At 56.7% G+C, this 24,461-nt stretch carries 21 protein-coding genes and 5 tRNA genes; 7 read left to right on the top strand and 19 right to left on the bottom strand.

The features are described from left to right. Window positions 1–2 precede the first annotated feature (2 nt). Together Mag101_RS06460 and Mag101_RS06455 are read left to right on the top strand one after the other, a co-directional pair. On the top strand, window positions 3–3,134 hold the full coding sequence (locus Mag101_RS06460; protein WP_077402397.1) for an efflux RND transporter permease subunit: 3,132 nt from the start codon (window positions 3–5) through the stop codon (window positions 3,132–3,134). Window positions 3,135–3,433: 299 nt separating this feature from the next. Beyond that, window positions 3,434–5,116 (top strand): sulfatase-like hydrolase/transferase, encoded by a 1,683-nt coding sequence (locus Mag101_RS06455; protein ID WP_232325166.1) that lies wholly within the window; start codon window positions 3,434–3,436, stop codon window positions 5,114–5,116. A 103-nt stretch (window positions 5,117–5,219) separates the two neighbouring features. On the opposite strand, the gene Mag101_RS06450 is transcribed toward Mag101_RS06455, so the two are convergent. Beyond that, window positions 5,220–6,497 carry a metal-dependent hydrolase family protein gene (locus Mag101_RS06450; protein ID WP_077402392.1) on the bottom strand — a complete coding sequence of 426 codons (1,278 nt, stop codon included), beginning with the start codon at window positions 6,495–6,497 and terminating at the stop codon, window positions 5,220–5,222. Window positions 6,498–6,548: 51 nt separating this feature from the next. Then, entirely contained in the window at window positions 6,549–7,691 is a 1,143-nt protein-coding gene (locus Mag101_RS06445) for a PQQ-dependent sugar dehydrogenase (protein ID WP_232325165.1), read from the bottom strand. A 149-nt stretch (window positions 7,692–7,840) separates the two neighbouring features. Here Mag101_RS06445 and Mag101_RS06440 point away from each other — a divergent pair, with 149 nt between their 5' ends. After that, window positions 7,841–8,317 (top strand): hypothetical protein, encoded by a 477-nt coding sequence (locus tag Mag101_RS06440; protein ID WP_077402386.1) that lies wholly within the window; start codon window positions 7,841–7,843, stop codon window positions 8,315–8,317. A 214-nt stretch (window positions 8,318–8,531) separates the two neighbouring features. Here Mag101_RS06440 and Mag101_RS06435 read toward each other — a convergent pair. Together Mag101_RS06435 and Mag101_RS06430 are read right to left on the bottom strand one after the other, a co-directional pair. Continuing rightward, window positions 8,532–8,619: transfer RNA gene (locus Mag101_RS06435), tRNA-Ser, on the bottom strand. 186 nt (window positions 8,620–8,805) lie between these two features. Next, entirely contained in the window at window positions 8,806–9,366 is a 561-nt protein-coding gene (locus tag Mag101_RS06430; RefSeq protein ID WP_077402384.1) for a nitroreductase family protein, read from the bottom strand. A gap of 436 nt (window positions 9,367–9,802) precedes the next feature. Here Mag101_RS06430 and Mag101_RS06425 point away from each other — a divergent pair, with 436 nt between their 5' ends. Next, a complete protein-coding gene (locus Mag101_RS06425) occupies window positions 9,803–11,197 on the top strand; it encodes an adenylate/guanylate cyclase domain-containing protein (RefSeq protein WP_077402381.1) in 1,395 nt (464 codons plus the stop codon). Between the two features lie 67 nt (window positions 11,198–11,264). Here Mag101_RS06425 and queF read toward each other — a convergent pair whose 3' ends face one another. The 9 genes from queF to msrB all read right to left on the bottom strand — a co-directional run bounded on the left by queF (window position 11,265) and on the right by msrB (window position 15,963). Beyond that, complete coding sequence (gene queF / locus Mag101_RS06420; RefSeq protein WP_077402378.1) at window positions 11,265–12,095, bottom strand: NADPH-dependent 7-cyano-7-deazaguanine reductase QueF; 831 nt, start codon at window positions 12,093–12,095, stop codon at window positions 11,265–11,267. A 32-nt stretch (window positions 12,096–12,127) separates the two neighbouring features. Beyond that, on the bottom strand, window positions 12,128–12,907 hold the full coding sequence (locus Mag101_RS06415) for an ABC transporter permease (protein ID WP_198040115.1): 780 nt from the start codon (window positions 12,905–12,907) through the stop codon (window positions 12,128–12,130). Further along, entirely contained in the window at window positions 12,904–13,845 is a 942-nt protein-coding gene (locus Mag101_RS06410; RefSeq protein WP_077402375.1) for an ABC transporter ATP-binding protein, read from the bottom strand. The genes Mag101_RS06415 and Mag101_RS06410 overlap by 4 nt, the downstream gene beginning before the upstream one ends. A gap of 149 nt (window positions 13,846–13,994) precedes the next feature. Beyond that, window positions 13,995–14,070: transfer RNA gene (locus tag Mag101_RS06405), tRNA-Gly, on the bottom strand. A gap of 38 nt (window positions 14,071–14,108) precedes the next feature. Next, window positions 14,109–14,184 (bottom strand) — tRNA-Glu (locus Mag101_RS06400). A 104-nt stretch (window positions 14,185–14,288) separates the two neighbouring features. Continuing rightward, a tRNA-Gly gene (locus Mag101_RS06395) sits at window positions 14,289–14,364 on the bottom strand. A 1-nt stretch (window position 14,365) separates the two neighbouring features. Continuing rightward, window positions 14,366–14,441: transfer RNA gene (locus tag Mag101_RS06390), tRNA-Glu, on the bottom strand. Between the two features lie 197 nt (window positions 14,442–14,638). Then, a complete protein-coding gene (locus tag Mag101_RS06385) occupies window positions 14,639–15,517 on the bottom strand; it encodes a DUF1499 domain-containing protein (RefSeq protein WP_077402372.1) in 879 nt (292 codons plus the stop codon). Between the two features lie 38 nt (window positions 15,518–15,555). Beyond that, complete coding sequence (msrB, locus tag Mag101_RS06380) at window positions 15,556–15,963, bottom strand: peptide-methionine (R)-S-oxide reductase MsrB (protein WP_077402369.1); 408 nt, start codon at window positions 15,961–15,963, stop codon at window positions 15,556–15,558. A 280-nt stretch (window positions 15,964–16,243) separates the two neighbouring features. On the opposite strand from msrB, the gene Mag101_RS06375 reads away from it, so the two are divergent. After that, the gene (locus tag Mag101_RS06375; RefSeq protein WP_077402366.1) at window positions 16,244–17,458 is read left to right on the top strand and encodes a pyridoxal phosphate-dependent aminotransferase; all 1,215 of its coding nucleotides are present in this window, start codon (window positions 16,244–16,246) and stop codon (window positions 17,456–17,458) included. Between the two features lie 44 nt (window positions 17,459–17,502). Next, the gene (locus Mag101_RS06370; protein WP_077402363.1) at window positions 17,503–17,892 is read left to right on the top strand and encodes a hypothetical protein; all 390 of its coding nucleotides are present in this window, start codon (window positions 17,503–17,505) and stop codon (window positions 17,890–17,892) included. Here Mag101_RS06370 and Mag101_RS06365 read toward each other — a convergent pair. Genes Mag101_RS06365 through Mag101_RS06345 form a run of 5 tightly spaced genes read right to left on the bottom strand, consistent with a single transcriptional unit; the run spans window position 17,883 to window position 22,708 of the window. After that, complete coding sequence (locus tag Mag101_RS06365; RefSeq protein ID WP_077402360.1) at window positions 17,883–18,827, bottom strand: class I SAM-dependent methyltransferase; 945 nt, start codon at window positions 18,825–18,827, stop codon at window positions 17,883–17,885. The genes Mag101_RS06370 and Mag101_RS06365 overlap by 10 nt on opposite strands. 32 nt (window positions 18,828–18,859) lie before the next feature. Next, window positions 18,860–20,059 carry an ATP-NAD kinase family protein gene (locus tag Mag101_RS06360; RefSeq protein WP_077402357.1) on the bottom strand — a complete coding sequence of 400 codons (1,200 nt, stop codon included), beginning with the start codon at window positions 20,057–20,059 and terminating at the stop codon, window positions 18,860–18,862. Next, complete coding sequence (locus tag Mag101_RS06355) at window positions 20,056–21,225, bottom strand: 4-phosphoerythronate dehydrogenase (RefSeq protein ID WP_077402354.1); 1,170 nt, start codon at window positions 21,223–21,225, stop codon at window positions 20,056–20,058. The genes Mag101_RS06360 and Mag101_RS06355 overlap by 4 nt, the downstream gene beginning before the upstream one ends. 44 nt (window positions 21,226–21,269) lie before the next feature. After that, a complete protein-coding gene (locus Mag101_RS06350) occupies window positions 21,270–22,175 on the bottom strand; it encodes a 5'-3' exonuclease (protein ID WP_077402351.1) in 906 nt (301 codons plus the stop codon). Further along, window positions 22,172–22,708: an elongation factor P hydroxylase gene (locus Mag101_RS06345; protein ID WP_232325164.1), complete on the bottom strand. Its 537-nt coding sequence runs from the start codon at window positions 22,706–22,708 to the stop codon at window positions 22,172–22,174. The genes Mag101_RS06350 and Mag101_RS06345 overlap by 4 nt, the downstream gene beginning before the upstream one ends. A gap of 599 nt (window positions 22,709–23,307) precedes the next feature. Between Mag101_RS06345 and Mag101_RS06340 the strand changes: the two genes are divergently transcribed. Continuing rightward, window positions 23,308–23,994, top strand: a complete 687-nt coding sequence (locus tag Mag101_RS06340; RefSeq protein WP_077402348.1) for a hypothetical protein — start codon at window positions 23,308–23,310, stop codon at window positions 23,992–23,994. 87 nt (window positions 23,995–24,081) lie between these two features. Here Mag101_RS06340 and tusA read toward each other — a convergent pair whose 3' ends face one another. Then, on the bottom strand, window positions 24,082–24,315 hold the full coding sequence (gene tusA, locus Mag101_RS06335; protein WP_077402345.1) for a sulfurtransferase TusA: 234 nt from the start codon (window positions 24,313–24,315) through the stop codon (window positions 24,082–24,084). Between the last annotated feature and the right edge of the window lie 146 nt (window positions 24,316–24,461).

The following is a 24,461-nucleotide window of genomic DNA, read 5'->3' as shown; positions in this document are numbered from 1 at the left end:
ACATGAATAGTTTGATCGCATGGTGGGCCAGTAACCGGGTTGCCGCCAACCTCGCCATGATTGGCATCCTTGTCGCCGGTGTTATTGGCTTTTTCAGCATGGAACGGGAAATGGACCCACAGGTTCGCTTCCCGGGGCTTGAGATTAATGTGTCCTGGCCCGGCGCTGCACCACAGGAAGTGGAAGAACAAATCGTCTCGCGTATCGAAGAAGCAGTGAGCGAGCTCGACAATATTGAATGGATTCGCTCCACCTCCGCCGAGGGGTATGGCGGCGTGTATATCCTCGCCGAAACCACCGTTGATTTTTCCCGTTTTATGAACGATGTAAAAATCCGCGTGGACGGTATTTCTTCATTCCCCCGCGGTATTGAGCCACCGCAGGTACACCAGTGGGTTAACCGCCAGGAATTTATCCGCGTCGCGGTACACGGTGACCTGAGCGAGCGCGAGCTGAAGCGCCTGGCCGAACAACTGCGCCGCGAAGTCGCCACCCTACCCGCAATTTCCATCGTGCAGCTGTTTGGCACGCGCATGGAAGAAGTCTCCATCGAGGTCAGCGAGCAGGCCCTGCGCCGCTACGGCATGACCTTCCAGGAACTTGCCGATGCCATCCGCGCCAACTCCATTAATCAGTCCGCTGGTACCGTGCGTACCGAAGTCGGCGCCTATCAGCTAAAGGTACGCAAGCAGGCAGACACCGAACAGGAGTTTGCCAACATCATCGTCCGCCAGACCGCCGATGGCGGCACCATCCGCGTGGGCGATGTGGCCACGGTTGTAGACGGCTTTGAAGACAACGAGATCCTGGCCACCCTGAATGGTGAGCCGGCGGTGCTGCTGCAGGTCATGAGCACCGAGACCATGGATATCGTTACCGCCTCCGACTCCATTCGCAAATGGATCGCCGAGCGGAAGAAGACCCTGCCCGCAGGTGCCGAGCTGACACTGTGGACCGATAACGCAGAAGAATTTAAAGGCCGTATGGAAACCATCAGTAGCTCTGCCTTTATGGGTCTGCTGCTGGTATTGCTGGTACTGGTGTTCAGCCTGCGCCCCAAGGTGGCATTCTGGGTATCGGTGGGTATTGGTACCGCCTACGCCGGCGCCTTTGTACTGCTGCCGAGCGTTGGTGTTTCCCTGAATATGCTGTCTACCTTCGCGTTCCTGCTGGTACTCGGCATCGTGGTGGACGACGCGATTGTGGTGGGCGAAAGCATCCATACGGAATCCCACAACCCTGAACACCGCGGTAATAGCCTGAGTGCGGCAACCCTAGGCACCCAGTTGGTGGCGAAGCCGGTTATCTTCGCGGTACTGACCACCATCCTCGCCTTCCTTCCATGGATTTTTATCAGTGGATCTACCAGTGAGTTCACCCGTCATATTACCTGGGTGGTAATCCTTGCCCTGCTGTTCTCCCTGATCGAGTCGCTGTTTATCTTGCCCGCGCACCTTAACAACCTGAAGCCGCGGGAAAACCCGGGCCGCTTCGGCCGCCTGCAGCAGAAAATTGCCAACGGTATTGTGTACGTTGCCCAGAACCACTATCGCCGTATTGGCCAGTGGGCTGTGGGACGCCGCTACCTCACCTTGAGCATTTTTGTAGGAGCGATGTTTATCGGCTTTGGCGCATTCGGTAACGGCTGGGTGAAGAAAAGTTTCATGCCGGAAATCGAATCCGACCAGATTATCGTGAACGTGGTCATGCCAGAGGGCGCGCCCTACAGCCGCGCCCTGGAAATTCTCGCCCAGCTTCAGGATGCGGAAAAGCGCCTGGAAGAAGAGGTCAATCAGCGCACCAATGGCGAAGGCGCACTGATCGAGAACTGGTACACCCGCTCACGCCGCGACAGTGTTATGGCCATTGTGCAGCTGGCACCGCCAGAAACCCGCGACATGACCGCCAAGGACGCCGCACTGCGCCTGCGTGAACTGCTCGGCGAGATCCCAGACGCGAAAGAGGTATCCGTACAGTACTCGTTCAACAACAACGGACCGGGCTTTGAACTCTCCATTCGCCACCCGGACCTCGACGTGCTGCGCGATGCCACCGCCGAACTGGAAGCCCAGCTGCGTACCTACGAAAGTCTCTACGACGTGCGCAACAATCTGGAAGGTGCCTCGGAAGAAATCCGTATCGACCTGAAGCCCGGCGCCACCAAACTTGGCCTGACCCTGGCAGAAGTCAATCGTCAGGTGCGCCAGGCGTACTTTGGTGAAGAAGTGCAGCGCCTGCCGCGCGGTGGCCAGGACGTAAAAGTCATGGTGCGCTACCCGCTGGAGTCTCGCCGCTCCATTGAAAGCCTGAAGGACTTCCGTGTACGCACCAGTGATGGCCGTGAAGTGCCACTGCTGGCCGTCGCCGATCTGGAATACGCACCGGGCATCAAGCGCATTCAGCGCTGGAACGGCAACCGTGCCGCCCGTGTGATGGCGGACCTGAAAGACGATGTGCGCGGCGACATCATGAAGGACCTGAATGAAAACTTTTTCCCGGACTGGGAAGCCCGCTATCCCGGTATCGTGCGCGGTGCGGTGGGTCAGGCCGAAGGCGAAAAACGCTTTATCCAGGAAGTGCTCGGCCTGTACACCATGGCATTCTTCGCCATGTACAGCCTGCTGGCGGTGGCATTCCGCAGCTACTTCCAGCCCATCCTGATCCTGATCGCGATCCCCTTCGCATTTGTCGGCGCGATCCTGGGCCACGGTGTGATGGGGATGACAATGGCCATCTTCAGTTACTTCGGTATCGCCGCGGCGGCCGGGGTAGTGGTTAACGACAACCTGGTATTGATGGACCACTGTAATCGCCTGCGGGAGAAAGGCATGGAGCCCATCAAAGCGGTGGTCGAAGCGGGCGTGGCGCGTTTCCGCCCGATCCTGCTGACCACCGTCACCACCATTGTCGGCCTGCTGCCGATGATGCTGGAGCGCAGTATTCAGGCCGCCTTCCTGCAGCCCATCGTGGTAGCCCTGGCATTCGGTGTATTCGTGGCGTTCTTCGTCACCCTGCTGCTGGTGCCGGCCATGTACGGTATTGGTGTTGATATCAGCAACCTCACATCTCGCATCAAAAATGCGGTTAAGCGGAAGCTGACGGGCAGCCCCCAGACGCCAGCCACCGAAGTCTGACCGGTTCAACTGCAGTGTAAAAAAGGCCCGCGGATGGTAATCCGCGGGCCTTTTGCTTTTCTGCCATCTCTCCAATTCCGCATTTACAGCATACAAACGGCCAACTGGCGCCCGACTCCGCTCACCTGCCCCACAGTTTCCTAAAGTTAGCCTGCTAGCGTTGGGTTAACTCCACCCGTTATCTCCTTCGGTAAGCGCCTGATGATGTGCGCCTTTTCATTGTTTGCGAAGTCGCTACCAATCATTCACCAGCAGGTACGGGAAATAACACTATGATGCGCGCCACAACCCTTCTCCTCATGAGTATGCTCTTGCCGCTCCCCGCACTCGCCGACGACGTCGTACACGACGCCGAGTACTACGTGCTGAAGCTACAACACGGCGAGAAGTGGAAACAGGAAGATCAGGAACTGGAGCAAAAACTGCAGCAGTTACGACAAAAATATGGGCAACCGCCCAATATCGTTTACCTACTGTGGGACGACACCGCATTTGGCGCCGTGGGCTTCCCTGCCCTGCAAAAGAACTTCGGCTACACCACGCCAAACATCAACAAATTGGCTGCCGAGGGTATCAATTTCACGCGCATGTACAGCGAGCCCTCCTGTACACCCACGCGCGCCGCCTTCCTCACCGGACGGCACCCGGTACGCCACGGTATGGGAGTTGTCGGTATGCCCCATGAGTTTTCCGGCATGCGCGAGGAAGAAGTCACCATCGCCGAGGTACTGTCCAAAAACGGCTACGCCACCGCATTCTTCGGCAAAGCGCACCTTGGGGACATTGAAGAAAGCTATCTGCACAACCAGGGTTTTGATGAAGCGCTGTTTACCCCCATGAACCAAATCACCTCCCTGTATAACCCGCAGGCCAACGCGGTAAATGCAGTACTGGGATTCGCCCCTGAGATCTACCCGCCCGACCCCTATCGCCTGGACACCCCCGGACTAATTCCCGAGGGCTGGGTAATGAATATTGAGGGTAAAAAAGGAGAACAAGGTAAAGAGTGGTGCGGTACATCCAACGAATGTTTTGCCAAGTTTGACCCGGAGGCAGAGCGTCGCACCATCGACTTTATTCGGCGCAATGCAGAAGCGAAAAAACCCTTTTTCGTGGCCTACTGGCCCAACTTTCTCAACTTCCTCGCCGTCTACAATCCCAAAAATTCCGTTGCTGGCCTGATGGTCGCCGACGCCTTTCCCGCAGTAGACGATTTCGTTGGCCAGCTGATGGAAGAGCTCAAAACACTGGGCATTGCAGAAAACACCCTGTTTATCGCCATGGCGGATAACGGCCCGATGGTGCACAGCCCACCTACGGGCTGGGGCATGCTGCCGATGCTGTATCGCGGCGGCAAGGGTGACTTCACAGAAGGGGGCGTGCGAGTGCCGGCATTTGCCTGGTGGCCCGGGATGATTGAGCAGGGGCAAACGGTCGGCGACATCATTCACGTCACCGACCTCTACACCACCTTTGCCCGCCTTGGCGGCGCCAAGGACAATATCCCAACCGACCGCGTGGTGGATGGTCTCGACCAAACCGCCCTACTGCTCAAGGGCGACACACATAGCCGGCGAGACTATGTATTTATCTACGCGGGGCACGAACTCGGTGCCACAGTAAAGGGCCGCTATAAGCGCCACTGGATCGGTGCCGGTGATGTGGCCGCATCCGGTATGCCCGAGGCCTATTTCGACCTGTACATGGACCCCCGGGAAGAAAATCCGCAGCTGACCCCACTAATTCATACCCAGGGTCAGTTTAACCGGATGGTTGCCCGACACGAACTGATGAAGAAGAAATACCCGGATGTGCCGAACGCCAAAGGCATCCCCTACACCGGACTCGCCAATGCGCGCCCGGAAACCAAAGCGATCGCCGAGCGGGTCAAGCAAGTGACCGAAGAACTACCTTTTTCGGTAGAAAGTTATCTCGAATTCTATTTGCCCGGATCAGACAAGGTAGGTGATTGGGGGCACTGACTTTCCCTATTCTTCTCTGCAAGAAAAAGTCATGCATACAAAAAAGGCCGGGAGACAACTCTAAATTGAGTTGCCCACCGGCCTTTTTTTGGCTAATGAAGGCTTAGAAGTTCTTCAGTGTATTTTTAAATACTTTGCCATCCTTCATCACAAACTGCACGTTTTCCATTACGGAAATATCTTCCAGCGGGTTACCCGATACCGCGACCAAGTCCGCAAGCTTACCCACGCGGATACTGCCCAAGTCTTCCTGTTTACCAAGCAGTTCAGCCGCATTGATGGTAGAAGCCTGTAAGGCCTGCAGCGGCGTCATACCGAAGGTCACCATACGGGAGAACTGGCGCGCATTCTGGCCGTGCGGATATACCGCTGCATCGGAGCCGAATACCATTTTCACGCCCTCTTCCACCGCGTAGCGGAAGCTCTCGCGTTGCTTGCCACCAACACGACGCTCCTTCTCCAGGCTCTCCGGCAGAATACCCGCCTTCTCGCCCTCGGACAGAATGTACTCGGTTACGTATATATCCATGGACAATACGGTGCCGTGCTTTTTCGCCAAGCGGATCGCTTCTTTATCCAGAAAGCTGGCGTGCTCTACCGAATCCACACCCGCACGAATAGCAGCCTTAATACCGGCAGTGCCGTGCGCATGTGCCGCCACGGTAGTGCCGCGGTTGTGCGCCTCGGTCACCGCCGCCTGCATTTCTTCAAGTGCCAGCTGCTGGGCGCCCGGCTCGGTGCCCTTGGACATGACGCCACCGGTGGCGCAGAGCTTGATCAGGTCCGCTCCGTACTTCAGGTTTTCACGCACCTTGGCACGAACCGCCCAGGGACCATCGGCAACACCGCCGCCAACCGCATCGTATTCCACCGGAAGCAGGTTGTTATCGCAGTGACCACCGGTAATGCCGATCGATGGGCCGGAAACGAACAGACGCGGCCCCGGAATATCGCCATCATTAATCGCATCCCGCAGTGCCACATCCGCATAGCCACCCGCACCCAGGTTGCGCATGGTGGTAAAACCTTTGTCCAGCGAGATACGCGCATTCTTGGCCCCGGTAAGCGCCGAGCGCACAGAAGATACCGCCAAACGTCGGTAGCCATGGGTATGCGCATCTCCCGTGAGATGTACGTGCATATCCATCAACCCAGGCACCAAAGTAGTGCCTGGCAGGCGAATCGCGCCCTCTGGCACTTCCCCATTGGCCGTCACCGCCGTGATGCGGTTGCCGTCCACGGTAACCACCGGGGCTTCGATAACCTTGCCGGTTTCCACATCGATCATGCGGTCGGCGCTAATGTGAGTAATCGCCAGCGCTGGGGTGCTGAATAAACCGAGCACGATGGCAGAGCGCTGAAGGTAAGTTTTTAGTGACATTTAAGCCCCTGGATGCGTTGTTTAATTATCGTCAGTGGGTATTTGTTGTGATCAACGAGGCTGGAGCTTTAGCAACTTGCCCTGGTCGCTATCGGTCAACAGGTAAATGGCACCATCCTGCCCCACCCGTACATCACGAATGCGCTCTTCGAGATCCGCAATCAGTTCCTGCTGTGCAATAGGCTTGCCACCTTCCATCTCCACCAGCCGCAAATGGCGACCAGCCAGTGCCGCCACCAGCAGATCGCCATCCCACTGCGGAAACAGCTCGCCGCGGTAAATGGCAAGGCCTGCCGGGGCGATGGACGGAGTCCAGTGCATCAGAGGCGGCTCCATACCCTCGTACTCGGTAAACGGTGAAATAATTGCACCCGAGTAATCCTTGCCGTAGGTGGCAACTGGCCAGCCGTAATTTTTGCCCGCCTGCAGGATATTGACCTCGTCGCCTCCGGCAGGACCATGCTCATGCATTATTACGCTGTCGCTGGCCGCGTCGTACACCAGCCCCTGCGGGTTGCGATGGCCATAGGTCCAAACCTTTGCACCAGCACCCTGGCTACTCGCGTAGGGGTTGTCCGCCGGCACACTGCCATCGCGATTAATTCGCACGACCTTACCCAGCAGGCCATCCAACTTTTGCGCATCCTCGCGCATATCGAAACCGTCGCCGGTTGTCAGCAATAAGGTGCCATCGGGCAGGAAGGCCATACGCCCACCAAAATGCACCGGAGTATTCTTGAATGGTTCGACAGTGAATATCGGCTGCAGATCCTGCAGCCGACCGTCACGCAGGGTAGCCCGACTAATACGTGTGCCGTTGGCCTTGTCGGTGCCGTGCGCATAAGAGACAAACACTTCACCGGTTTGCGCAAAGTCGGGAGCCGGCAGCACTTCAAACAGGCCGCCCTGCCCTTTTACGTAGACCTCCGGAAGCCCGGCAATCTCACGCAGGTTACCGCCGTCCGCATCCAGCATTACCAGGCGCCCACCACGCTCGGCCACCAGCATGCGGCCATCGGGCAGGAAAGACAGCCCCCAGGGCAGCTGCAAGTCTGTATTCAACTCGGTAATCGTAAAGGCATCACTGTTGATCGCCTCTCGCACCGGTACATCGTGCGGGGGGGCAGCCACTGCGAGGGCGGAACATAGAGCGAGGGACATAAGGCCCGCCCATACACGGATTCTATTTAGCACTTGCGCACTCCATTTATTGTTCCGAAAACTATAACGCAGAACCCGTAACCACTACAGGGGATGAAACTGCGACTCATGCGCCCCCACTGAAGGCTGTGCTGGGCTGCAGGCACTTCGCGCAGCGGGAAAGTTGTGACATAGTCGCAAGCATGAAAAAAGAAAAAACTGCGATCCGCAAATCGGTGGTCTTCCTGTCTTACCTGATGGCGGTAGTCGTTGCCTTCCTGTTAAGCAGCATCATTCATACTCAGGTGGTTTTGTCTGGCCTGACTGAACTCGGCGTGCAGATTGGCTGGCAAGATCGATTGGTGGCTACTGGGCGGGATATCGCCGGGCTGCTGCCCGGTTACGGAACGGTTATTGCCGTCGGGCTGGCAATCGGCTTTTTGGTGATGGGCTTGCTGCGCCGTTTTACCGGCTTGCCTGCTGCGGTTGTTTACCCTGTTGGTGGAGTGCTTGCTTATTTGGCTTTCTTTGCAGCGATGCATCCGATTTTTCATGTGAGTCTGATCGCTAGTACGCGAGACACATGGGGGCTTCTGGGGCAATGTTTGGCGGGCTTGGTTGCTGGGTTTGTGTTTGCTTATGGGTGTCGGCGGGCGGTTAAAGAGGGCCAATCGAGCTGAGCAAAAAGCACAGATTGGGTTTAGGGGGCACGCGATAAGAATCGGGGGGCGGCCGGGATGGACTTGAAACACGCTTGGGCGTGTTTCAACCCTGCGGGCTCGGCTGCGCCTCGGTCTTAACTCGCTACGCGAGTTAATCGAACCGGAGGGTTCTCACCCGACCTCGGCGTCGTTAAACGAAAAAGCCCGGCATTTGCCGGGCTTTTTCGTTTAATGGCGGTGAGGGAGGGATTCGAACCCTCGATACCTTTCGATATACACACTTTCCAGGCGTGCTCCTTCGACCACTCGGACACCTCACCAAATTGTATGCGTGGATTACGGCTTGTTTAGCGAGCTTGCCGTCCGCACGCCTGCGGGCTCGTGGCTGTTTTGCCTTGCTAATCAGTAACATAGCGCCCCGATCAGCGAGCGCGCACTTTACAAAAAGGCGGCGGAGGGTGCAAGCAAAATTCGAAAAAAATCCGCCAAACACCCCACCTGTCTAGTTATTCGCCAGCCCACTCGGCAAAGAAGTCTTCTACGGCGAGATCTGGCGCGGATCTCGGTGGCTTTACCGGAGTACCCATATAAATGAAGCCACTGATCTCTTCGTTGTCTGCCAAATCGAGGGCGCGAGCGACCAATCGGTTCTCTGCGAGAACTCCGGTTCGCCAGTAAGCGCCGACATTTTCGGCAAAGGCGGCGGTCAGCATGGCCTGCACAGCACCGGCGGTCGACATCCGCTGCTCGTTAAACGGCACCTTGGGGTGCTCCTGCAACTGGGTAATGGCGACAATCACCAGCGGGGCTCGGAGTGGCATGGCCAGAATGCGCTCCTGTTGGGCCTCGCTTAGTGCTTCTTTATTATCGGTCGCCTCCAGGTAGATCTCGCCTAAACGTGACCTTGCCGGGCCCTCAACCACCAGGAAGCGCCACGGGCGCAAGTTACCGTGGTCAGCCGCGCGCAGGGCTGCCCGGAAAATGCTCTGCCGTTGACCCGCATCCGGCGCAGGCTCGGTGAGTAGGCCAACCGAAACCCGGTTATGCAATGCGTCCAGCGCGTCCATTTGTGTCTCCTGAGTGCTTCATAATTTGTGTAGATGGTGCAGGCTGAATTTCGCGCCAACTCCGAAAGAGCGAGATTTTACCCTATTGATCACCCAATTTTCTTATGGACGACCGTCCACTTTTAGGACAAGATTCTCAAATGACATCGCTTTCCCTCGCAGTTGAGGGTAAACTTTGCGTCTGTCGGTGATCTGAACCACGTAATTCCAATAATTCTTGCGGAACCCACCTCCACCTCACGGAGCCTGCCCCAAGACATTTTCAGGTCACAGTGTTGTAGGGCTATCAATTCCATACCTGCAGCAATGGTCGGAATCCCGACTGCGCACGGCAATGTGGACAAAAAGAAAACAACAAGCTCCCAGAGAACCTCTGCAAAACGCCACCTTCATCCGTTCCGTTTTTGCAGTACAGAATTAAAAAGATTCAGTGGTCATGCAGAACCAGTCCGAAGAAAACAACGGCCTAAAATCGGATTCCCGGTATCCGCTGTATTTCCGTGCACTGATCTGCTTCGCGGCGGCGGGCACCCTACTTAACAGTATCAACTGGTCTTCGCTGTTATCACAGTCCGCCCTACTGCCGCTCGGCATGGCGGTGCTGCTGCTGCTCTATATTCCCGCGGCCTACCGAATCTCCCAGCGCTCCACCCCGGAGAAACGCGAAGAGTTTCGCCGCTGGCTGTCGTTTACCGATGCCCTGCTAATCGGTATGGCCATGGCGCTCGCCAACTTCAACCTGCTGCCCAGCTTGCTGTTCCTGACCATGGTGCAGTTCCATGCGCTCACCCAGGGCGGCGGTCGCAGCTGGTTTGAGCACAATACGGCACTACTGCTCGGGGTCGGCGTTGGCTACCTCGTGCACCGCCCTGCCCTGGTTGTGAACGCGGACCTGAATATCAGCGCGGCCAGCCTGATCGGCGTATTTACCTATTTCTGCTGCTATGCGTTTTACATGCACAAGCAGATTTCTCAGTTGCGCAGCAGCAATGAAAAGCTGAGCAAAGAACAGCGCATTGCGAATATTGCCAGCTACAAGCTCTCCCGCTATCTGCCCAAGCGCCTTTGGCGCGCGGTAACCACAGGCAAGGACAAAGAGATTGTCACCGAGCGCAAACTGCTGACGGTGTTCTTTTCCGATATCAAGGATTTCAGTCAGCTCACTGAAGAGATGGAAGCGGAAACGCTCACCCGCCTGCTCAATAACTACCTCACCGAAATGTCGCGCATCGTTGCGCATTACGGCGGCACCATCGATAAATTTATCGGCGATGCGGTGATGGTGGTATTCGGGGATGACCAGAGCAAGGGACCAAAGTCCGACGCGCTGCGCTGCGTGGCGATGGCGCTGGCGATGCGCAAGCGCGTCAGTGAAATGATGCAGGAATGGTACAACCAGGGTATCTCACACCCACTGCAAATTCGCATGGGCATTAATACCGGCTATTGCACTGTAGGTGTGTTCGGCACCGCCGACCACCAAACCTATACGGTGATGGGCACTCACGTGAACCTGGCCGCGCGATTAGAGAGCGCTGCGGATCCGGGCGAAATCCTGGTGAGCCACGAGACCTGGGCAATGATCAAACAAACAGTAATGTGCCGCGACAAGGGGCACGTGACTGTAAAAGGCTTCAGCACCCCAGTGAAGGTCTACTCAGTAACGGACCTGCGCAAGAACCTGGGCGGCCAGCAGAGCTATCTGGAAGAGCACGCACCAGGCTTTGCCATGCACCTGGATTTGGACAAGGTGCGCAACTACGACAAAGAGAAAGTGTTACGCGCTCTCAAAGACGCGCAAGCACGCCTGAAAAGCAAAGTCATTATCTGAGGCAACCGCCTCAGATAGCCCCACCTTACAGACACCAGCCTAACCTTCCTCTCTTTTGCCGAGCGGCTTACTGGCGCCCGTAGCGCAGAGGAAATTCGATGTTGCCCGAGGATGTGCGCAGCGGATTGATATCCAGCCCACCGCGACGGGTATAGCGCGCGCAAACGGTTAACTCTTCAAACGCTGCGAGGCGCTGCAGGTCGCAGTAGATACGCTCTACACAATGTTCGTGGAAGTCCTGATGCTCACGGAATGAAATGATGTAGGCAAGCAAACCGGCACGGTCCAGTGCCGGCCCGCGGTATTGAATCGATACCGTGGCCCAATCAGGCTGACCGGTGACCGGGCAATTACTGCGTAACAGGTGGCTGAACAATATTTCTTCGACGACCTCACCGCTCTGCTTCAGTTTGAGCAGCGCCGCATCCGGCTCGTAGGTACGCGTTTCAATATCGAGCCCATCCAGGCACTCACCCTGTGGCGCATGCACCGCCAGCGCAGGGTCATCCACGCCAAACAGGGTAACCGCAACGTCGCTGCCAGCTGCCGCGCTCAGGTCTTTCTCCAAAACCTCACGCACTGCACCGGAAGACGCGAACTCACTCTGGTTGAGGGAGTTCAGATACAACTTGAACGATTTGGATTCGATCATCGACGGACTGGAGGCGGCAAAGCGGAAGCGTGCCACTGCCACCTGCGGCACACCCTTCGGGTTCAACCACGACAGCTCAAACCCCCACCATTCATCGGCACCACTGAACGGCAGCGCCTGCCCTTCCAGCCCCAACTGCTTGCGCGAAACCGCACGTGGGATGGGGTGCAACAACCCGGGGTTGTACTTACTTTCGTAGCGGGTTTCCTGGCCCAGCGGGAGGTTTTGCCAGTCTTCTCGGTTCATACCTTTGCTCAAATCCGAATTTACTCGATCGATTAGTGACGCAGCCGCTTGCCGTGACGCATCAGGTGCAGGGCCCAGCCAGACAGCAGCGCAATAAACAGCAACACACCGGCAAACGCCCAAGCCACATTGATATCGGAGACACCCAACACACCGTAGCGGAACGCATTCACCATATAGAGGACCGGGTTCAGCTTGGACAGCGCCTGCCAGAACGGGGACAGCAGCTCAATGGAGTAAAACACCCCGCCGAGGTAGGTCAGCGGCGTCAGCACAAAGGTTGGGATAATCGAAATATCGTCAAAGCTGTTGGCAAAGATCGCATTGATAAAGCCCGCCAACGCGAACAGCACCGAGGTCATAAACACGATCAAAATCGTGAGCCCAATGTGCTGAATAGTGAGCGAGGTAAAAATCAGCGCGATGACAGTCACGATAAACCCGACAATCAATCCGCGCGCAACACCGCCCAGTACATAGCCCGACATCACCACCCAATTGGGTGTGGGCGACACCAGCAATTCTTCCACACTGCGTTGGAATTTCGCACTATAGAAAGAAGACACCACGTTCGAATACGAGTTAGTGATTACCGCCATCATAATCAGGCCGGGGACCACGAACTCCATGTAGGAGTAGCCACCCATTTCGCCGATACGACTGCCGATCAGCGAGCCAAAAATCACGAAGTACAGCGACATGGTGATTACCGGCGGCACCAGGGTCTGCGGCCAGATTCGCATAAACCGGCGTACCTCGCGGCGGAAAATCGTAGAGAACGAAGTCCAGATCAGTTGCGGGCTCACACTCATTCTCCCATCTCCGCTTCTTGCTTCTTATTTTCCGCCAGCAGGGAAACAAACAGCTCCTCAAGGCGGTTGGCCCGGTTTCGCATACTGGTTACGGAAACATTCTGCGCACTCAGGTGGGCGAACAATTCCGACAGGGACTGCCCCTTCTCCACCGTTACCTCGAGGCTGTGCTCATCCAACAAGCGACCATTGAAAGACCCGAAGTCCGGCGCGTCACTCAGCCTTTCAAGGCAATCCAAAATAAAGACTTCCTTACTCAGGGTCTTGATCAGGGACTTGATTGAGGTGTTCTCAATAATTTCACCCTTATCGATAATCGCGATGTTGCGACAGAGACTCTCGGCCTCTTCCAGATAGTGGGTGGTGAGGATGATAGTCGTACCCTGGGCATTGATTTCCTGCAGAAACTCCCACATGGAGCGGCGCAGCTCGATGTCCACACCCGCGGTGGGCTCATCCAGAATCAGCAGCTTGGGCTCGTGAATCAGTGCACGCGCGATCATCAAGCGGCGTTTCATACCGCCGGACAGCATCCGCGCCTGGGTAAAGCGCTTGTCCCACAGGCCCAGTTTGCGCAGGTACTTCTCGGTGCGCTCTTCGGCCAGCTTGCGCGGCATACCGTAAAAACCGCCCTGGGTGCAGACAATGTCGAACACCTTTTCAAACTGGCTGAAGTTGAATTCCTGCGGCACCACGCCCAGCTGCTGCTTGGCGCCCGGGAAATCCTTGTCGATGTCGATCCCAAAGATGGACACGCTGCCACCGGTCTTGCGTACCAGAGAGCAGAGAATGCCAATCGTGGTGGACTTGCCCGCCCCGTTGGGGCCTAGCAGTGCAAAGAAGTCGCCCGGCTGCACCTCAAAGCTGATGCCTTTTAATGCCTGGAAACCGTTATCGTAGGTTTTCTGAAGATCGCGAATGGAGAGTGCGGCAGTCATAAGTCGTTGCTATTCCTGTGCAGGGAGACGCTATTCAACGCCCGTAGCGGCAACATTTCAACCGCAACCGGAAACGAAAGAGCCCATTGAAAAACAAGCTAGCCGAAAAACAGGCAAAAAAAAGCCGCTCATAGAGCGGCTTTTCGTTTTGGAGCGGGAAACCGGGTTCGAACCGGCGACCTCAACCTTGGCAAGGTTGCGCTCTACCAACTGAGCTATTCCCGCAATCCTGTGGCAAAGCCGCTAATGCAGCTTCACAGCATTGGCATCCCCAAGGGGAGTCGAACCCCTGTTACCGCCGTGAAAGGGCGGTGTCCTAGGCCTCTAGACGATGGGGACATAGAACATTCCCAACCTCAAAGAGGTTGAGTCTGGCAAATCCAAACACTCTCGCGAGCTTTTCGATTTACCTGCTCACCCGCTTGCGCCGGCGAACAAAAACTTGGAGCGGGAAACCGGGTTCGAACCGGCGACCTCAACCTTGGCAAGGTTGCGCTCTACCAACTGAGCTATTCCCGCGTGGCATCCCCAAGGGGAGTCGAACCCCTGTTACCGCCGTGAAAGGGCGGTGTCCTAGGCCTCTAGACGATGGGGACCCAGAATCCTTCTTGGCGTTGCTGACCGTCGTTTCCGTAAGTCAGTACTGCGTCGAAGTGGGGCGCATTCTATGGAGAGGCCGGGGGGCTGTCAACACCCGATTTAAAACTTTTCCAGAAATTTTTCCTTTCCATACAGACACTTACACAACCAGCGGCCAAAACCCGCAGAAATCCTTAGCTCGGATGACCAGCGATTACTGCGCCACCGGGGGCTGCTCTCCCGCCCAGCGTTCCAATCGCTGCTGCAGGTGCCCAAGAAAGAGACGAATACTCCCAGCATTGCTACCCAAATCGCGAGCACCGGTGCGCGAAGCTGAGCGTACATCCACCCTCACAGGGCCCTGCTTAGCGCTGGCTGGCGTAGCACCTGCCTGTTTCGTCTGTTCGGCAGACGGCTTTTCAGTCGCGGCTGACTCGTCGGCCTTTTCCGGTTCGTGAGGGCGGACTCGAACCACGATGTCCTGAGTCAGACCAAGCAACGGGGTACGCCCGACCAATTCCAGCCGCCCCTTGGCGGGCTGGACCGCAATCACCCGCCAGCCCAACTCGCGCGCAACCTTCTCTGCATGTTCAATTACGGTGCGTGTTGGCACATCCACAATAAGCGGTTTGATATCGGCATAGGCGGGGGTGGCGGCCTGAATATCGGCAGCGACTCGCCCGGGGTAATCCGGGCTATTATCGCCCTCCCGGCGCAGGGAGATCAGCATGTCGAATTCGGGCGGGTCTTTCAGGTCGGTAGTAATGTCGTAGAGAGCCGGCATATTCAGGTTCTGCTGGCCCACCAACATCATCGGTACGGCTACGGGGACCACCGCCAGCAGCATGGCCCACAATGCCGAGGTCCGCGCCTCTGCATTGCGTTTTACCATACCCCACAGGAACACCAGCATAGCAATGAGCGCGACAGCGATCATTGCCAGGCCGAGGGCGGTGAACGCGGAATACGTCGAGTCGAGCTTCAGCACCCCTACCCGCACCGCAACAATCGCCAAGCCAATCAGCGCAAGCAGTATCCACTGGATGCGGTACAACCAGCGACTCCAGTGACGTGGACGCCCGGAACGCAGCATAGTCAGCCTCCTGCCTTACCCTCTACCCTGGCGCGGGCTCAGTCATCTTGTGGTTCGGTATCCGGATCCAGTTTTACCGACAGTGAATTAACACAATAGCGCAAGCCGGTGTCGGTCGGCCCGTCGGGGAATACATGCCCCAGGTGGCTGCCGCAGTTGGCGCACAGTATCTCAACCCGTCGCATCCCCAGGCTGTGGTCCGCGCGCTCCTCAACAACCCCCGCACTCGCCTCCGCATCAAAGCTGGGCCAGCCACATCCGGCGTCAAACTTGGATGAGGAATGAAACAGCACTTCCTGACAACAGCGACATAGGTACTTGCCGTCTTCAAAGCTGTCCCAGTACTCACCGGTAAATGGACGCTCGGTCCCTGCTTCCCGGCAAACACGAAATTCTTCCGCAGTCAGGCGTTCACGCCAGTAGTTATCGTCTTTTTCTTTTGCCATACTGTGCCTCCTTTTTTGCCTGAAAAGTCAGTATCCAGCGGCATTACCCTGCCCCGGCAAAACGCTTTGTGGCAGCACCTCATACCCCGGGGCGCCCACCCAATCGCTGGACCGACCAGCCGCTGATTGCCTTACTAACGAGCAGTACAGCCTACTAGGTCCGAGCGTTGGAGAGAAACGAATTTGCCCGCCCGGCAGTTCCACGGAAACAGTTTCATCGAATACAGCCGGGCCAATGCACACAAACCCAATTTACTGAGCCTAATTAAAGAACGCTGCAATGAAGGATATTCACAAGTCGGAAAAACTCCACGGGGTCTGTTACGAGATTCGCGGACCCGTCATGGAGCAGGCCACGCGCCTGGAAGAAGAAGGCCACCGGATCATGAAGCTGAATATCGGCAATCCGGCACCCTTCGGCTTCGACGCACCCGATGAAATCCTGCAGGACGTGATTTACAACCTATCCCAGGCCCAGGGCTATGTAGAATCCAAGGGCCTGTTTGCGGCGCGCAAGGCCATCATGCAGGAATGTCAGACCCTGGGCATTCCCGATGTGGACATCGATGACATCTACCTCGGCAACGGCGTTTCCGAGCTGATTTCCATGTCCACCCAGGCGTTGCTGAATGACGGCGATGAAATGCTGTTGCCGATGCCCAACTACCCACTGTGGATGGCCGCCACCAATTTGACTGGCGCCAATGCGGTACTTTACCGCTGCGACGAGCAAGCGGGCTGGCTGCCGGATATTGAAGACATCAAGTCGAAGATCACTTCCCGCACCCGCGGCATCGTGGTGATCAACCCGAATAACCCCACCGGCGCCGTATACCCGCGTGAGCTGTTGGAGCAAATCGTCGAGCTGGCACGCCAGCACAATCTGATAATTTTTGCCGACGAGATCTACAGCAAAATTCTGTACGACGACGCTGAGTTCGTACCGATGGGCTCACTGGCACAAGACGTGCTGTGCCTGAGCTTCAACGGCCTGTCTAAATCCTACCGTCTGGCAGGGTTCCGCTCTGGCTGGATGATTGTCAGCGGTGCCAAGCAGCGCGCCAAAGGATTCATTCAGGGCATGGATATTCTTTCCTCCATGCGCCTGTGCAGCAACGTACCGGCCATGTTTGCGGTGCAAACTGCACTGGGCGGCTACCAGAGTATCAACGACCTGGTGCTCCCCGGAGGCCGGCTGCGCCAGCAGCGCGACCTTGCCTATCGCATGCTGAATGACATTCCCGGAGTCAGCTGCGTGAAGCCACAGGGCGCTATCTACCTGTTCCCCAAGCTGGATCTGAATAGACATAAGATCGAAGACGACGAGCGCTTTGTGCTTGAGTTCCTGCGCAAGGAAAAGATTCTGCTGGTACAGGGCAGCGCCTTCCACTGGGATGAGCCGAACCACTTACGCATCGTGTTTCTGCCGCGGGCCGACGACCTGTCGCACGCAATTGCACGACTGGGCAATTTCCTCGAACACTACAGCAAATAATTAGCCGCTAAGTACTGGCAAAAGAATACTGGCAATAGAGCAACATGCTGGACGATCTGCACATTCACGACTTTTACCGCGATGCGGGGCGTATTCTGTTGGCACTATTCCAGCAGTTCCCCGTACCGGCGACCATCTACGTGGAAGACATTTCCGGCCCTGACACCCCGGACGAATTCGGCCTGCACTCCCCCCGCCACCTCGCCTGCCTGGGCGCAATGACTTGGCTCAAGGAGTGCGGCTATATTAATTTCGCCCAAATTGTGCGTCAGGAGGCGGTGGAGGAAGCCACCCTGTCCCACCGCAGCTTCCTGCTTATGGTAAGCCGCGGCGAAGACGGGATGAGCAATGCGGAAAAGCTTAACGAGGCTGTACGCGGAGGCTCGTCACCTGAGCTGGAAGCGCTGGTAGTGGATTTAATGCGTCACCTGTGAAACTTCACATGCAACATTTTTAATGCTGCGTCGGAATCGCTATCCGGGAAATCCGGATTCTGCGGTAACCGCGCTACCACTGAAAAACCCGGGTTCGCCGCTTCAATCAACTCTCTGAAATACTGCTCACTGTGGGCCGGTGAATTCAACACCAGCAGCAAGTCTGCCTCATCAGCCAGGCAGCCGGGCAATAGCTCCAACTGCCGCGCGTAGTTCTCTGCCGCATCGAAACTGCCCCGCTGTCGGGTGGGCGGGTCTACTACAGCCAACTGAAATGGCCCGCGTCGGTCATAGCGTTTGAAGTCCCGCAGTGCATCCATGGCGAGGAAGCGAATACCCTTGCTGGCCAGGTTGTTTAGCTGGTGATTGGCCTGCCCGCGCTTTAGCACGCCCTTGTTCAGATCCACGTTCAGTACTTCCAGCTCACCCGCGGCGCGCGCCACCGCAGAAAACGCACAGGTAAACGCGAACAGGTTCAGCAGCTTGAGGTTGTCGACCTTGCCGGCCTTTTCCCGCACCTGCTGCTCCAACCATTGGCGGCCTGGTTCGATGTCCAGAAAGAAGCCCACGTTCTGACGATCAAAGGTGAGTGGAAACTTCAGCGCGCCGCGACGGGCCACGGGTGCTTCCACTTCTTCGCCACACTGCCACTGAATGGGGGCACCGCGCTGGTAGCGTCGCTGCACGGCCACGCCCTTGTACCCCAGTGGCTCCACCAGTGACCACAGCTGGTCCGCGAGCGTATCTTCCTCGGGATATTCGTCAAACAAAGTGACCAGAATAGCGGGGTGATATCTGTCTACACACACCCGGTCCAGACCCGCATAGCAGTGCCCACGGCCATGAAACAGGCGGCGGCTATCGGGTGCTTCACCCTGAGACTGTTCTTCCTGCAATTTGCTGCGCACTACCTGCAGCAAGGGTTCCCAATTCAATGTACTTGTACTCTTTAGTTCTTTACTGAGTGTTATTCGTCGCGTGTGGCAGACGAATGATCTGGCGCAATACCGCTGCCGTCACCAGACAATGGGTAGAGAATTTCGTCGCGGTAGCCTGTGACTACCCGCACAAAGCCACTCCAGGCTTCGTCCAGTGCCGGATCACCGCTATCAATCAACAACGGTCGGCTACCCAGTTCGGTGACCTTTGTTTTTGTGGCAACCACCAACAGATTTTCCCGACCAACACTGGTCAGAACCTGCGGGTTTAGCTGCTGATTGCCGCGACCAATTAAATGGCCCTGACCACCGATGGCGGTAAGAATAATTTTTACCGGGCGCTCTGGGTGGGATTCACGGTGTTGCGCGATTGCCTGCACAATTTGCGGGGCGCTGACATCTGCCGCCACCAAGGATCCATTGCGCCAGAGGTCCACCCCCAGCAGGGTCCCCTTCTCGCCCAGCTCGTTCAACACCGCAAGGGTCGTAGAACCGGGGCCGAATACATACAGGGTCTCCGGGTCCAGCTCGTCAATTTCTTCCACCATCTGCGCGGCGATGTCTGCCACTGCCAGCTCTTCCACTTCGCGCCCGGCATTTTTTACCGCCTGCAAAAAGTGCCCTTCTTCCGGCACCAGCAACTCGCCGTAATAGCGGGTACTTACCCGCCCTTCACGAAAGGATTTCTCGTCAATATCGCGCACTTCGCGCTGGTGCAAATCTACCAGCTCACCGGACATCAGACGACGCAGCACTTCGCCCGCCGCACGTGGGGAGATGGCAAAGCATGCGGAATGCATTTTTACCCCGGCCGGAATCCCCAGCACAGGAAAGCCATCGCCTAGCGCATTGACCATATTGCGCGCGGTGCCATCGCCACCGGCGAACACAATTAAATCCGCACCGGCATCGCGAATCGCTGCAGCGGCCAACTCGGAGTCCATCGGCGTGGAGCGTTTACCGCCAGCTTTACCAATCACCTCTACAGTAAAGCCTAAGGAGGCTGCCAGCTCTTCGCCCATATCACCGGCAAAAGTCACAATTTGCAACGCCTCGCTAAACGGTTGCAACGCGCCTAGCGCGATCGCTGCGCGCTTGTGCGATTGCGGCTCAATACCCGCCGCCAGTGCGCGAGTCACGGTGTCTGCACCATCGCTCCCCTTGAGCCCGGCGGGGCCACCAACGCCCGCCCAGGGGTTGATGATAAGTCCGAGTTTTTTAAGCTTCACTTGAGCCCCAATATTGCCAATTGCGCACACACCGCTTGGTCGAGATTCGGTAACTGCGCGGACGATGGCAAAGTGTAATGTGAGAATTCCAGACGCTTCGGGTACTGCTTGCGCAGCTGATCAAACGCAAGCGGTAGAGATTCCCCACCGGTGGCCGCAGACTGCGCCGCCGCACGCAGGCGGGTGTCATCCTGGCGCGGGTCGTACATCGACAACAACAATTCACGCATTGCCGCAAAGCCCGACTTGTCGGTAGTCAACCGCGGTTGCTCCGGCGAACTCGCTGAGCTGGCCTCTTGCGCGGTTTCTGCCACAGGCAGGTCCAGCGCCTGGTTAAGTGCTTCACGGATCATTCGCGTCCCCGCCAGCTTGCCATCGTGACTGTAGCCGGCGATATGCGGGCTGCCGAGGTTTACACGTTCAAGCAGCTCCGCATCCATATCCGGTTCGTTTTCCCAAACATCCAGCACCGTGGTAAACGACGTGTCCCGTTCGCGCAGCGCGTGATTGTCGATCACTGCACCACGGCCGGCGCTGATCAGCACCGCACCGGGACGAATACGATCCAACGCCTCACCATCAATCATATGCAGACTGGGGTGCGGGCCATCTTTCACCAGAGGAGCATGCAGGCAGATCACATCCTGCTGCAGGACTTCTTCGAGCGTCGCGCTATCCGGGTTATCGGTTTTCCAGGGATCATAAATTTTGCATTGGATATTTAACGCGTGCAGTTTGCGCTGCAGCGACCCACCGACGTTGCCACAACCAACAATGCCGAAATTGCGCCCGCGCCAATCGACATCCAACGCTGCCAGTGCGCAAAACACATATTCCACTACCGAATTGGCGTTACAGCCTGGGGCCGCACTCCAGGCGATACCCTGCTGCTCCAGCCAGTGCGTATCCAAGTGGTCGGTGCCAATCGTACAACTACCGACAAAACGCACCGGCGTGTTCGCCAGCAGCGCTTCGTTCACCTGGGTGACCGAGCGCACCAGCAAAATATCGGCATCCGCTAATTGCGATGGCGAAAGATTGCGTCCCGGCGCGCGTACAATCGTGCCGAGATCGCCAAACCACTGCTCAAGCCCGGGAATGTTTTCATCGGCGACGATATTGAGCGGTGTTGTTATTGGCATTGTTGCGGTGGCGTTAAGACTCATGACTTCTCATATATCATTAAAAATCAGTATCTAATCCAGACGAGTCAGGTTACAGGCTCTGCACTTTTGTTCGTCAGCGTGCGGGAAATCTTGTTGGCAAGTCCACCAATACCAAACTCCTCAGCCAGGGCAATCGCCAAATCAGGCCCTGAGGGGTTATGGGCTAGTGCTTCAGATGCCACCCCCACTGGCACATCGTAAGCCAACTGCGCGAGTTGCAATGCCATGCGAATCTGACCCTCATGTTCAGCCAGCTTATCCACCAAGCCTTTGGCCCCGCGTATTTTAAGGCCCGCTACGCGCTCTCGGTTCGCCAGCAATTCATCGACAGAGCGAAACTCGCTTAGTAGGCCCGCTGCCGTCTTGGCACCGATGCCGGGTACACCGGGGATATCGTCAATGCTGTCACCAACCAGTGCCAGATAGTCGGCAATCTGTTCGGGGCGCACACCGAACTTCGCTTCAATCTCAGCGCTTCCCATATGCGCATCGGCGGCAAAGTCCCACAGGCTGGATGCGCCACGACTAAGCAACTGCCCAAGGTCTTTATCCCGGGTAACGACCACCGGCGCTTCCCCCTGCTCGGCACAGATCCTGGTCAGGGTGGCGAGAATATCGTCTGCCTCATAGCGCTCACTGGCGAAGCTGGCGATGCCGAGGGCCTCAGCCATTTCCCGGCACGCAGCCAGCTGAAACGCGAGTCCCTCGTCCGGTAGTGCCCGACTGCACTTATAGTCTGGATAAATTTCGTTGCGGAAGCAGCTGCCGAGGGACTCGTCAAATGCGCAAGCGATACCATCGGGCCGGCGTGCCAAAAGATCCAGTAGGAAATTACTGAAGCCGTATACCGCTTCGGTGGTGTAACCGGAACGGCTTTCCCAATTCGGGGGCAACGCAAAGTAGTAGCGGAAAATATAGACAGAGGCATCCACCAGATAAATCTGCTTCACCCGAGATCCTCCAGTCGATATTGCGCCTGCTTGAACGGATTTGGCTGGCCGAAAGCCTGTGCCAAGGATTGCGCAAACAGCTCAGCACGCCCATTGACGCCCTCCGCGCAGTAATTCTGCACTTGCTGCCAGATCGCTCGCTTGAACCCATCACTTGGGCCAAGCCCCGTATCCAGGTTGTCCGCACTTACGCGAAAACCCAGGCCGCAGGCGCGCGCGAAAATCCACTCCAGCGCCTGGGGCTTTACTTCCACCCGCTCAAATTCCGCTTGCTGTTGGGCACTGCGCCCATCCGGGGCATACCAGTAGCCGTAGTCCGGCTGCTTGCGCCGCTCAGCGCCCGCCACGCACCAATGCGCCGCTTCATGTAGCGCACTGGCGGGATAATCCCGGGTAAATTCCACACGGTGCACCTCGCCTTCACAGGTGCCTGGGCGATAGTAAGGTTCAGGGTGACCACCCTCGAGACGGGTATTGAGGCTATCGACGGCAGCAAAGCACGTATTGAAGACGGTGACTATACATTCAGTCACCGAGCTCGGCGAAACGTCACCTATTTCCTCCCGAGACGCCTCAGGATGGTATAGAACTTGCTCATCTATAACCGTATTCGACAAAACGTGTGGTTGCTCTCTGCTCTGAGCTGCCAAGGACTGCTCTTCATTCAAAACTGGCAGTGAAATTCCTGCGAAACTGCCCGGTTGGCGCGGACTATATCAGTGAGTGCGCCGGGATCAAGGCCAGGAGCCAGATCGGGGACTAGATCGGGAACATGGGCGGCAAAAAATGGTCGAATACCAAGTCCGTAGCCGCTACCTGTCCATTCAATCAAAAAGGAGACATTTAGTAGTAAACAACCCCATTCCGCTGGTTGTATTTCTGCGGATCAGAATATACCTTTGGACATAGGGATACCGGAAACCTACTTCCGTTCGATGCGATGTTTTTTGCAGCGCTCAGCGGTTGTTTTCGGTTGCGGTACCGGCTTCCCAGGGAGGCAAAAAAGTTGCTCCCGGAGTCTGGATTCGGCGATGGCCGCCCGGCCCTCGCACGGTATCTCTACGCCGGTTGCACCTCAATAAGTAGTACAAGACCTTCCCGCCCTACTACCGGCCCTGCAAGGAGGTGCTCCATGACCGACCACAGTACCAACAACGTGGTTGACCTCTTCACCGGCAAGCCAATCGAAACTTCAGAGAGCCTGCGGTTTATCCGCCTGTCTCCGGAGCTCGACGGCTTGGAAATGCTCTACTCCAACAATTCCAGTGGGACAGATCTCTACAGCCTGAAAATCCTTTGCTGGGGCCTGCGTGCCAACGGCGAGGTGGTCGGGTTGGTTCCCTGGTTAAACTCCATTGTGGCCTGCCCGGATATTCAGGATCCCCTGGATGGACGGTTTGAAGGCTATTACGACCCGGGTATCGAGGAAATATTCCACGAGCCCCCCATCCATAAAATCGTCGAGCTGGAGACTGCGGCGGAATACTTCGAGTATGAAAGCAATCAGGCGGATGAGGTTGTTCAGGAGGTTCCCGACACCATTGGCACCCACGCGGTGTTTATGGATGCCGACAAGGAAAACCTGACCCTTACTGAAGTCGTGAGCTGGCGTCTATTTGCCAGCGGAGAGATCCACGGCATGCTGATTGATCACAATAGTGTGGAGACCACGCCGGTCCTGCCAGGGGACGAATGCCTGTACCCGGCTCAAGGGTCCGAATGTTTCCGCTACTTCTTCCAACACCACATCGCCAACAAGATCAAATCTGAGGACCCAGAGGCCCTTGCTGCGATCGCGGCGCTTGTCACTTCGCCCTAAAAATTACTTCCCTACAAATCATGTAAGACAAGGGCGACCAGTGGTCGCCCTTGTTATTTCCGCCGCTGCCTACACCGCACGTAGACCTCAGGAATCTGCTTTTTTAATCCAGTAAACGAACTCGTCATTTTCTTCCAGGTGCTTCACCAACTCATAACCGAGAAACTGGCAGAACTTGGGCACGTCCCGCTGAGTGGATGGGTCTGTGGCGAACATCTGCAATACCTCACCAGCGCTGACTTTTCGCACAGCGGTATGCAGCATCATTACAGGTTCCGGGCACAGCAGGCCGCGGGCATCAAGGGTATGTTGTGACTTCATAATGGCTATTGTCGGGGATTTACCGAGCCGCGTCATCCGCTTCGCTCAGACTGGCCAGTCTCCGCTACTGAGTTCACTGAAGGCTAAACTGCTGTGTATGGGATCACCACGTCCCATAAACTCTGTTGGACACAGGTACTTGCCAG

Origin of the sequence: Microbulbifer agarilyticus (genome assembly GCF_001999945.1) — a bacterium.
GTDB classification, from domain to species: Bacteria; Pseudomonadota; Gammaproteobacteria; order Pseudomonadales; family Cellvibrionaceae; genus Microbulbifer; species Microbulbifer agarilyticus_A.
The sequence above is the reverse complement of the archived record's forward strand: the minus strand, read 5'-3'. Positions and strand labels throughout refer to the sequence as shown.

What these genes read in the sequence shown, in the direction of transcription:
- Mag101_RS06385 (WP_077402372.1), bottom strand. Translation starts at nt 15,517, where the DNA reads ATGCTGCGTTCCGGGCGTCCACGTCACTGGAGTCGCTGGTTGTACCGC.
- tusA (WP_077402345.1), bottom strand. Translation starts at nt 24,315, where the DNA reads ATGAAGTCACAACATACCCTTGATGCCCGCGGCCTGCTGTGCCCGGAA.
- Mag101_RS06410 (WP_077402375.1), bottom strand. Translation starts at nt 13,845, where the DNA reads ATGACTGCCGCACTCTCCATTCGCGATCTTCAGAAAACCTACGATAAC.
- Mag101_RS06450 (WP_077402392.1), bottom strand. Translation starts at nt 6,497, where the DNA reads ATGTCACTAAAAACTTACCTTCAGCGCTCTGCCATCGTGCTCGGTTTA.
- Mag101_RS06430 (WP_077402384.1), bottom strand. Translation starts at nt 9,366, where the DNA reads ATGGACGCGCTGGACGCATTGCATAACCGGGTTTCGGTTGGCCTACTC.
- queF (WP_077402378.1), bottom strand. Translation starts at nt 12,095, where the DNA reads ATGAACCGAGAAGACTGGCAAAACCTCCCGCTGGGCCAGGAAACCCGC.
- Mag101_RS06455 (WP_232325166.1), top strand. Translation starts at nt 3,434, where the DNA reads ATGAGTATGCTCTTGCCGCTCCCCGCACTCGCCGACGACGTCGTACAC.
- Mag101_RS06425 (WP_077402381.1), top strand. Translation starts at nt 9,803, where the DNA reads ATGCAGAACCAGTCCGAAGAAAACAACGGCCTAAAATCGGATTCCCGG.
- Mag101_RS06340 (WP_077402348.1), top strand. Translation starts at nt 23,308, where the DNA reads ATGACCGACCACAGTACCAACAACGTGGTTGACCTCTTCACCGGCAAG.
- Mag101_RS06415 (WP_198040115.1), bottom strand. Translation starts at nt 12,907, where the DNA reads ATGAGTGTGAGCCCGCAACTGATCTGGACTTCGTTCTCTACGATTTTC.
- msrB (WP_077402369.1), bottom strand. Translation starts at nt 15,963, where the DNA reads ATGGCAAAAGAAAAAGACGATAACTACTGGCGTGAACGCCTGACTGCG.
- Mag101_RS06440 (WP_077402386.1), top strand. Translation starts at nt 7,841, where the DNA reads ATGAAAAAAGAAAAAACTGCGATCCGCAAATCGGTGGTCTTCCTGTCT.
- Mag101_RS06355 (WP_077402354.1), bottom strand. Translation starts at nt 21,225, where the DNA reads ATGAGTCTTAACGCCACCGCAACAATGCCAATAACAACACCGCTCAAT.
- Mag101_RS06375 (WP_077402366.1), top strand. Translation starts at nt 16,244, where the DNA reads ATGAAGGATATTCACAAGTCGGAAAAACTCCACGGGGTCTGTTACGAG.
- Mag101_RS06460 (WP_077402397.1), top strand. Translation starts at nt 3, where the DNA reads ATGAATAGTTTGATCGCATGGTGGGCCAGTAACCGGGTTGCCGCCAAC.
- Mag101_RS06370 (WP_077402363.1), top strand. Translation starts at nt 17,503, where the DNA reads ATGCTGGACGATCTGCACATTCACGACTTTTACCGCGATGCGGGGCGT.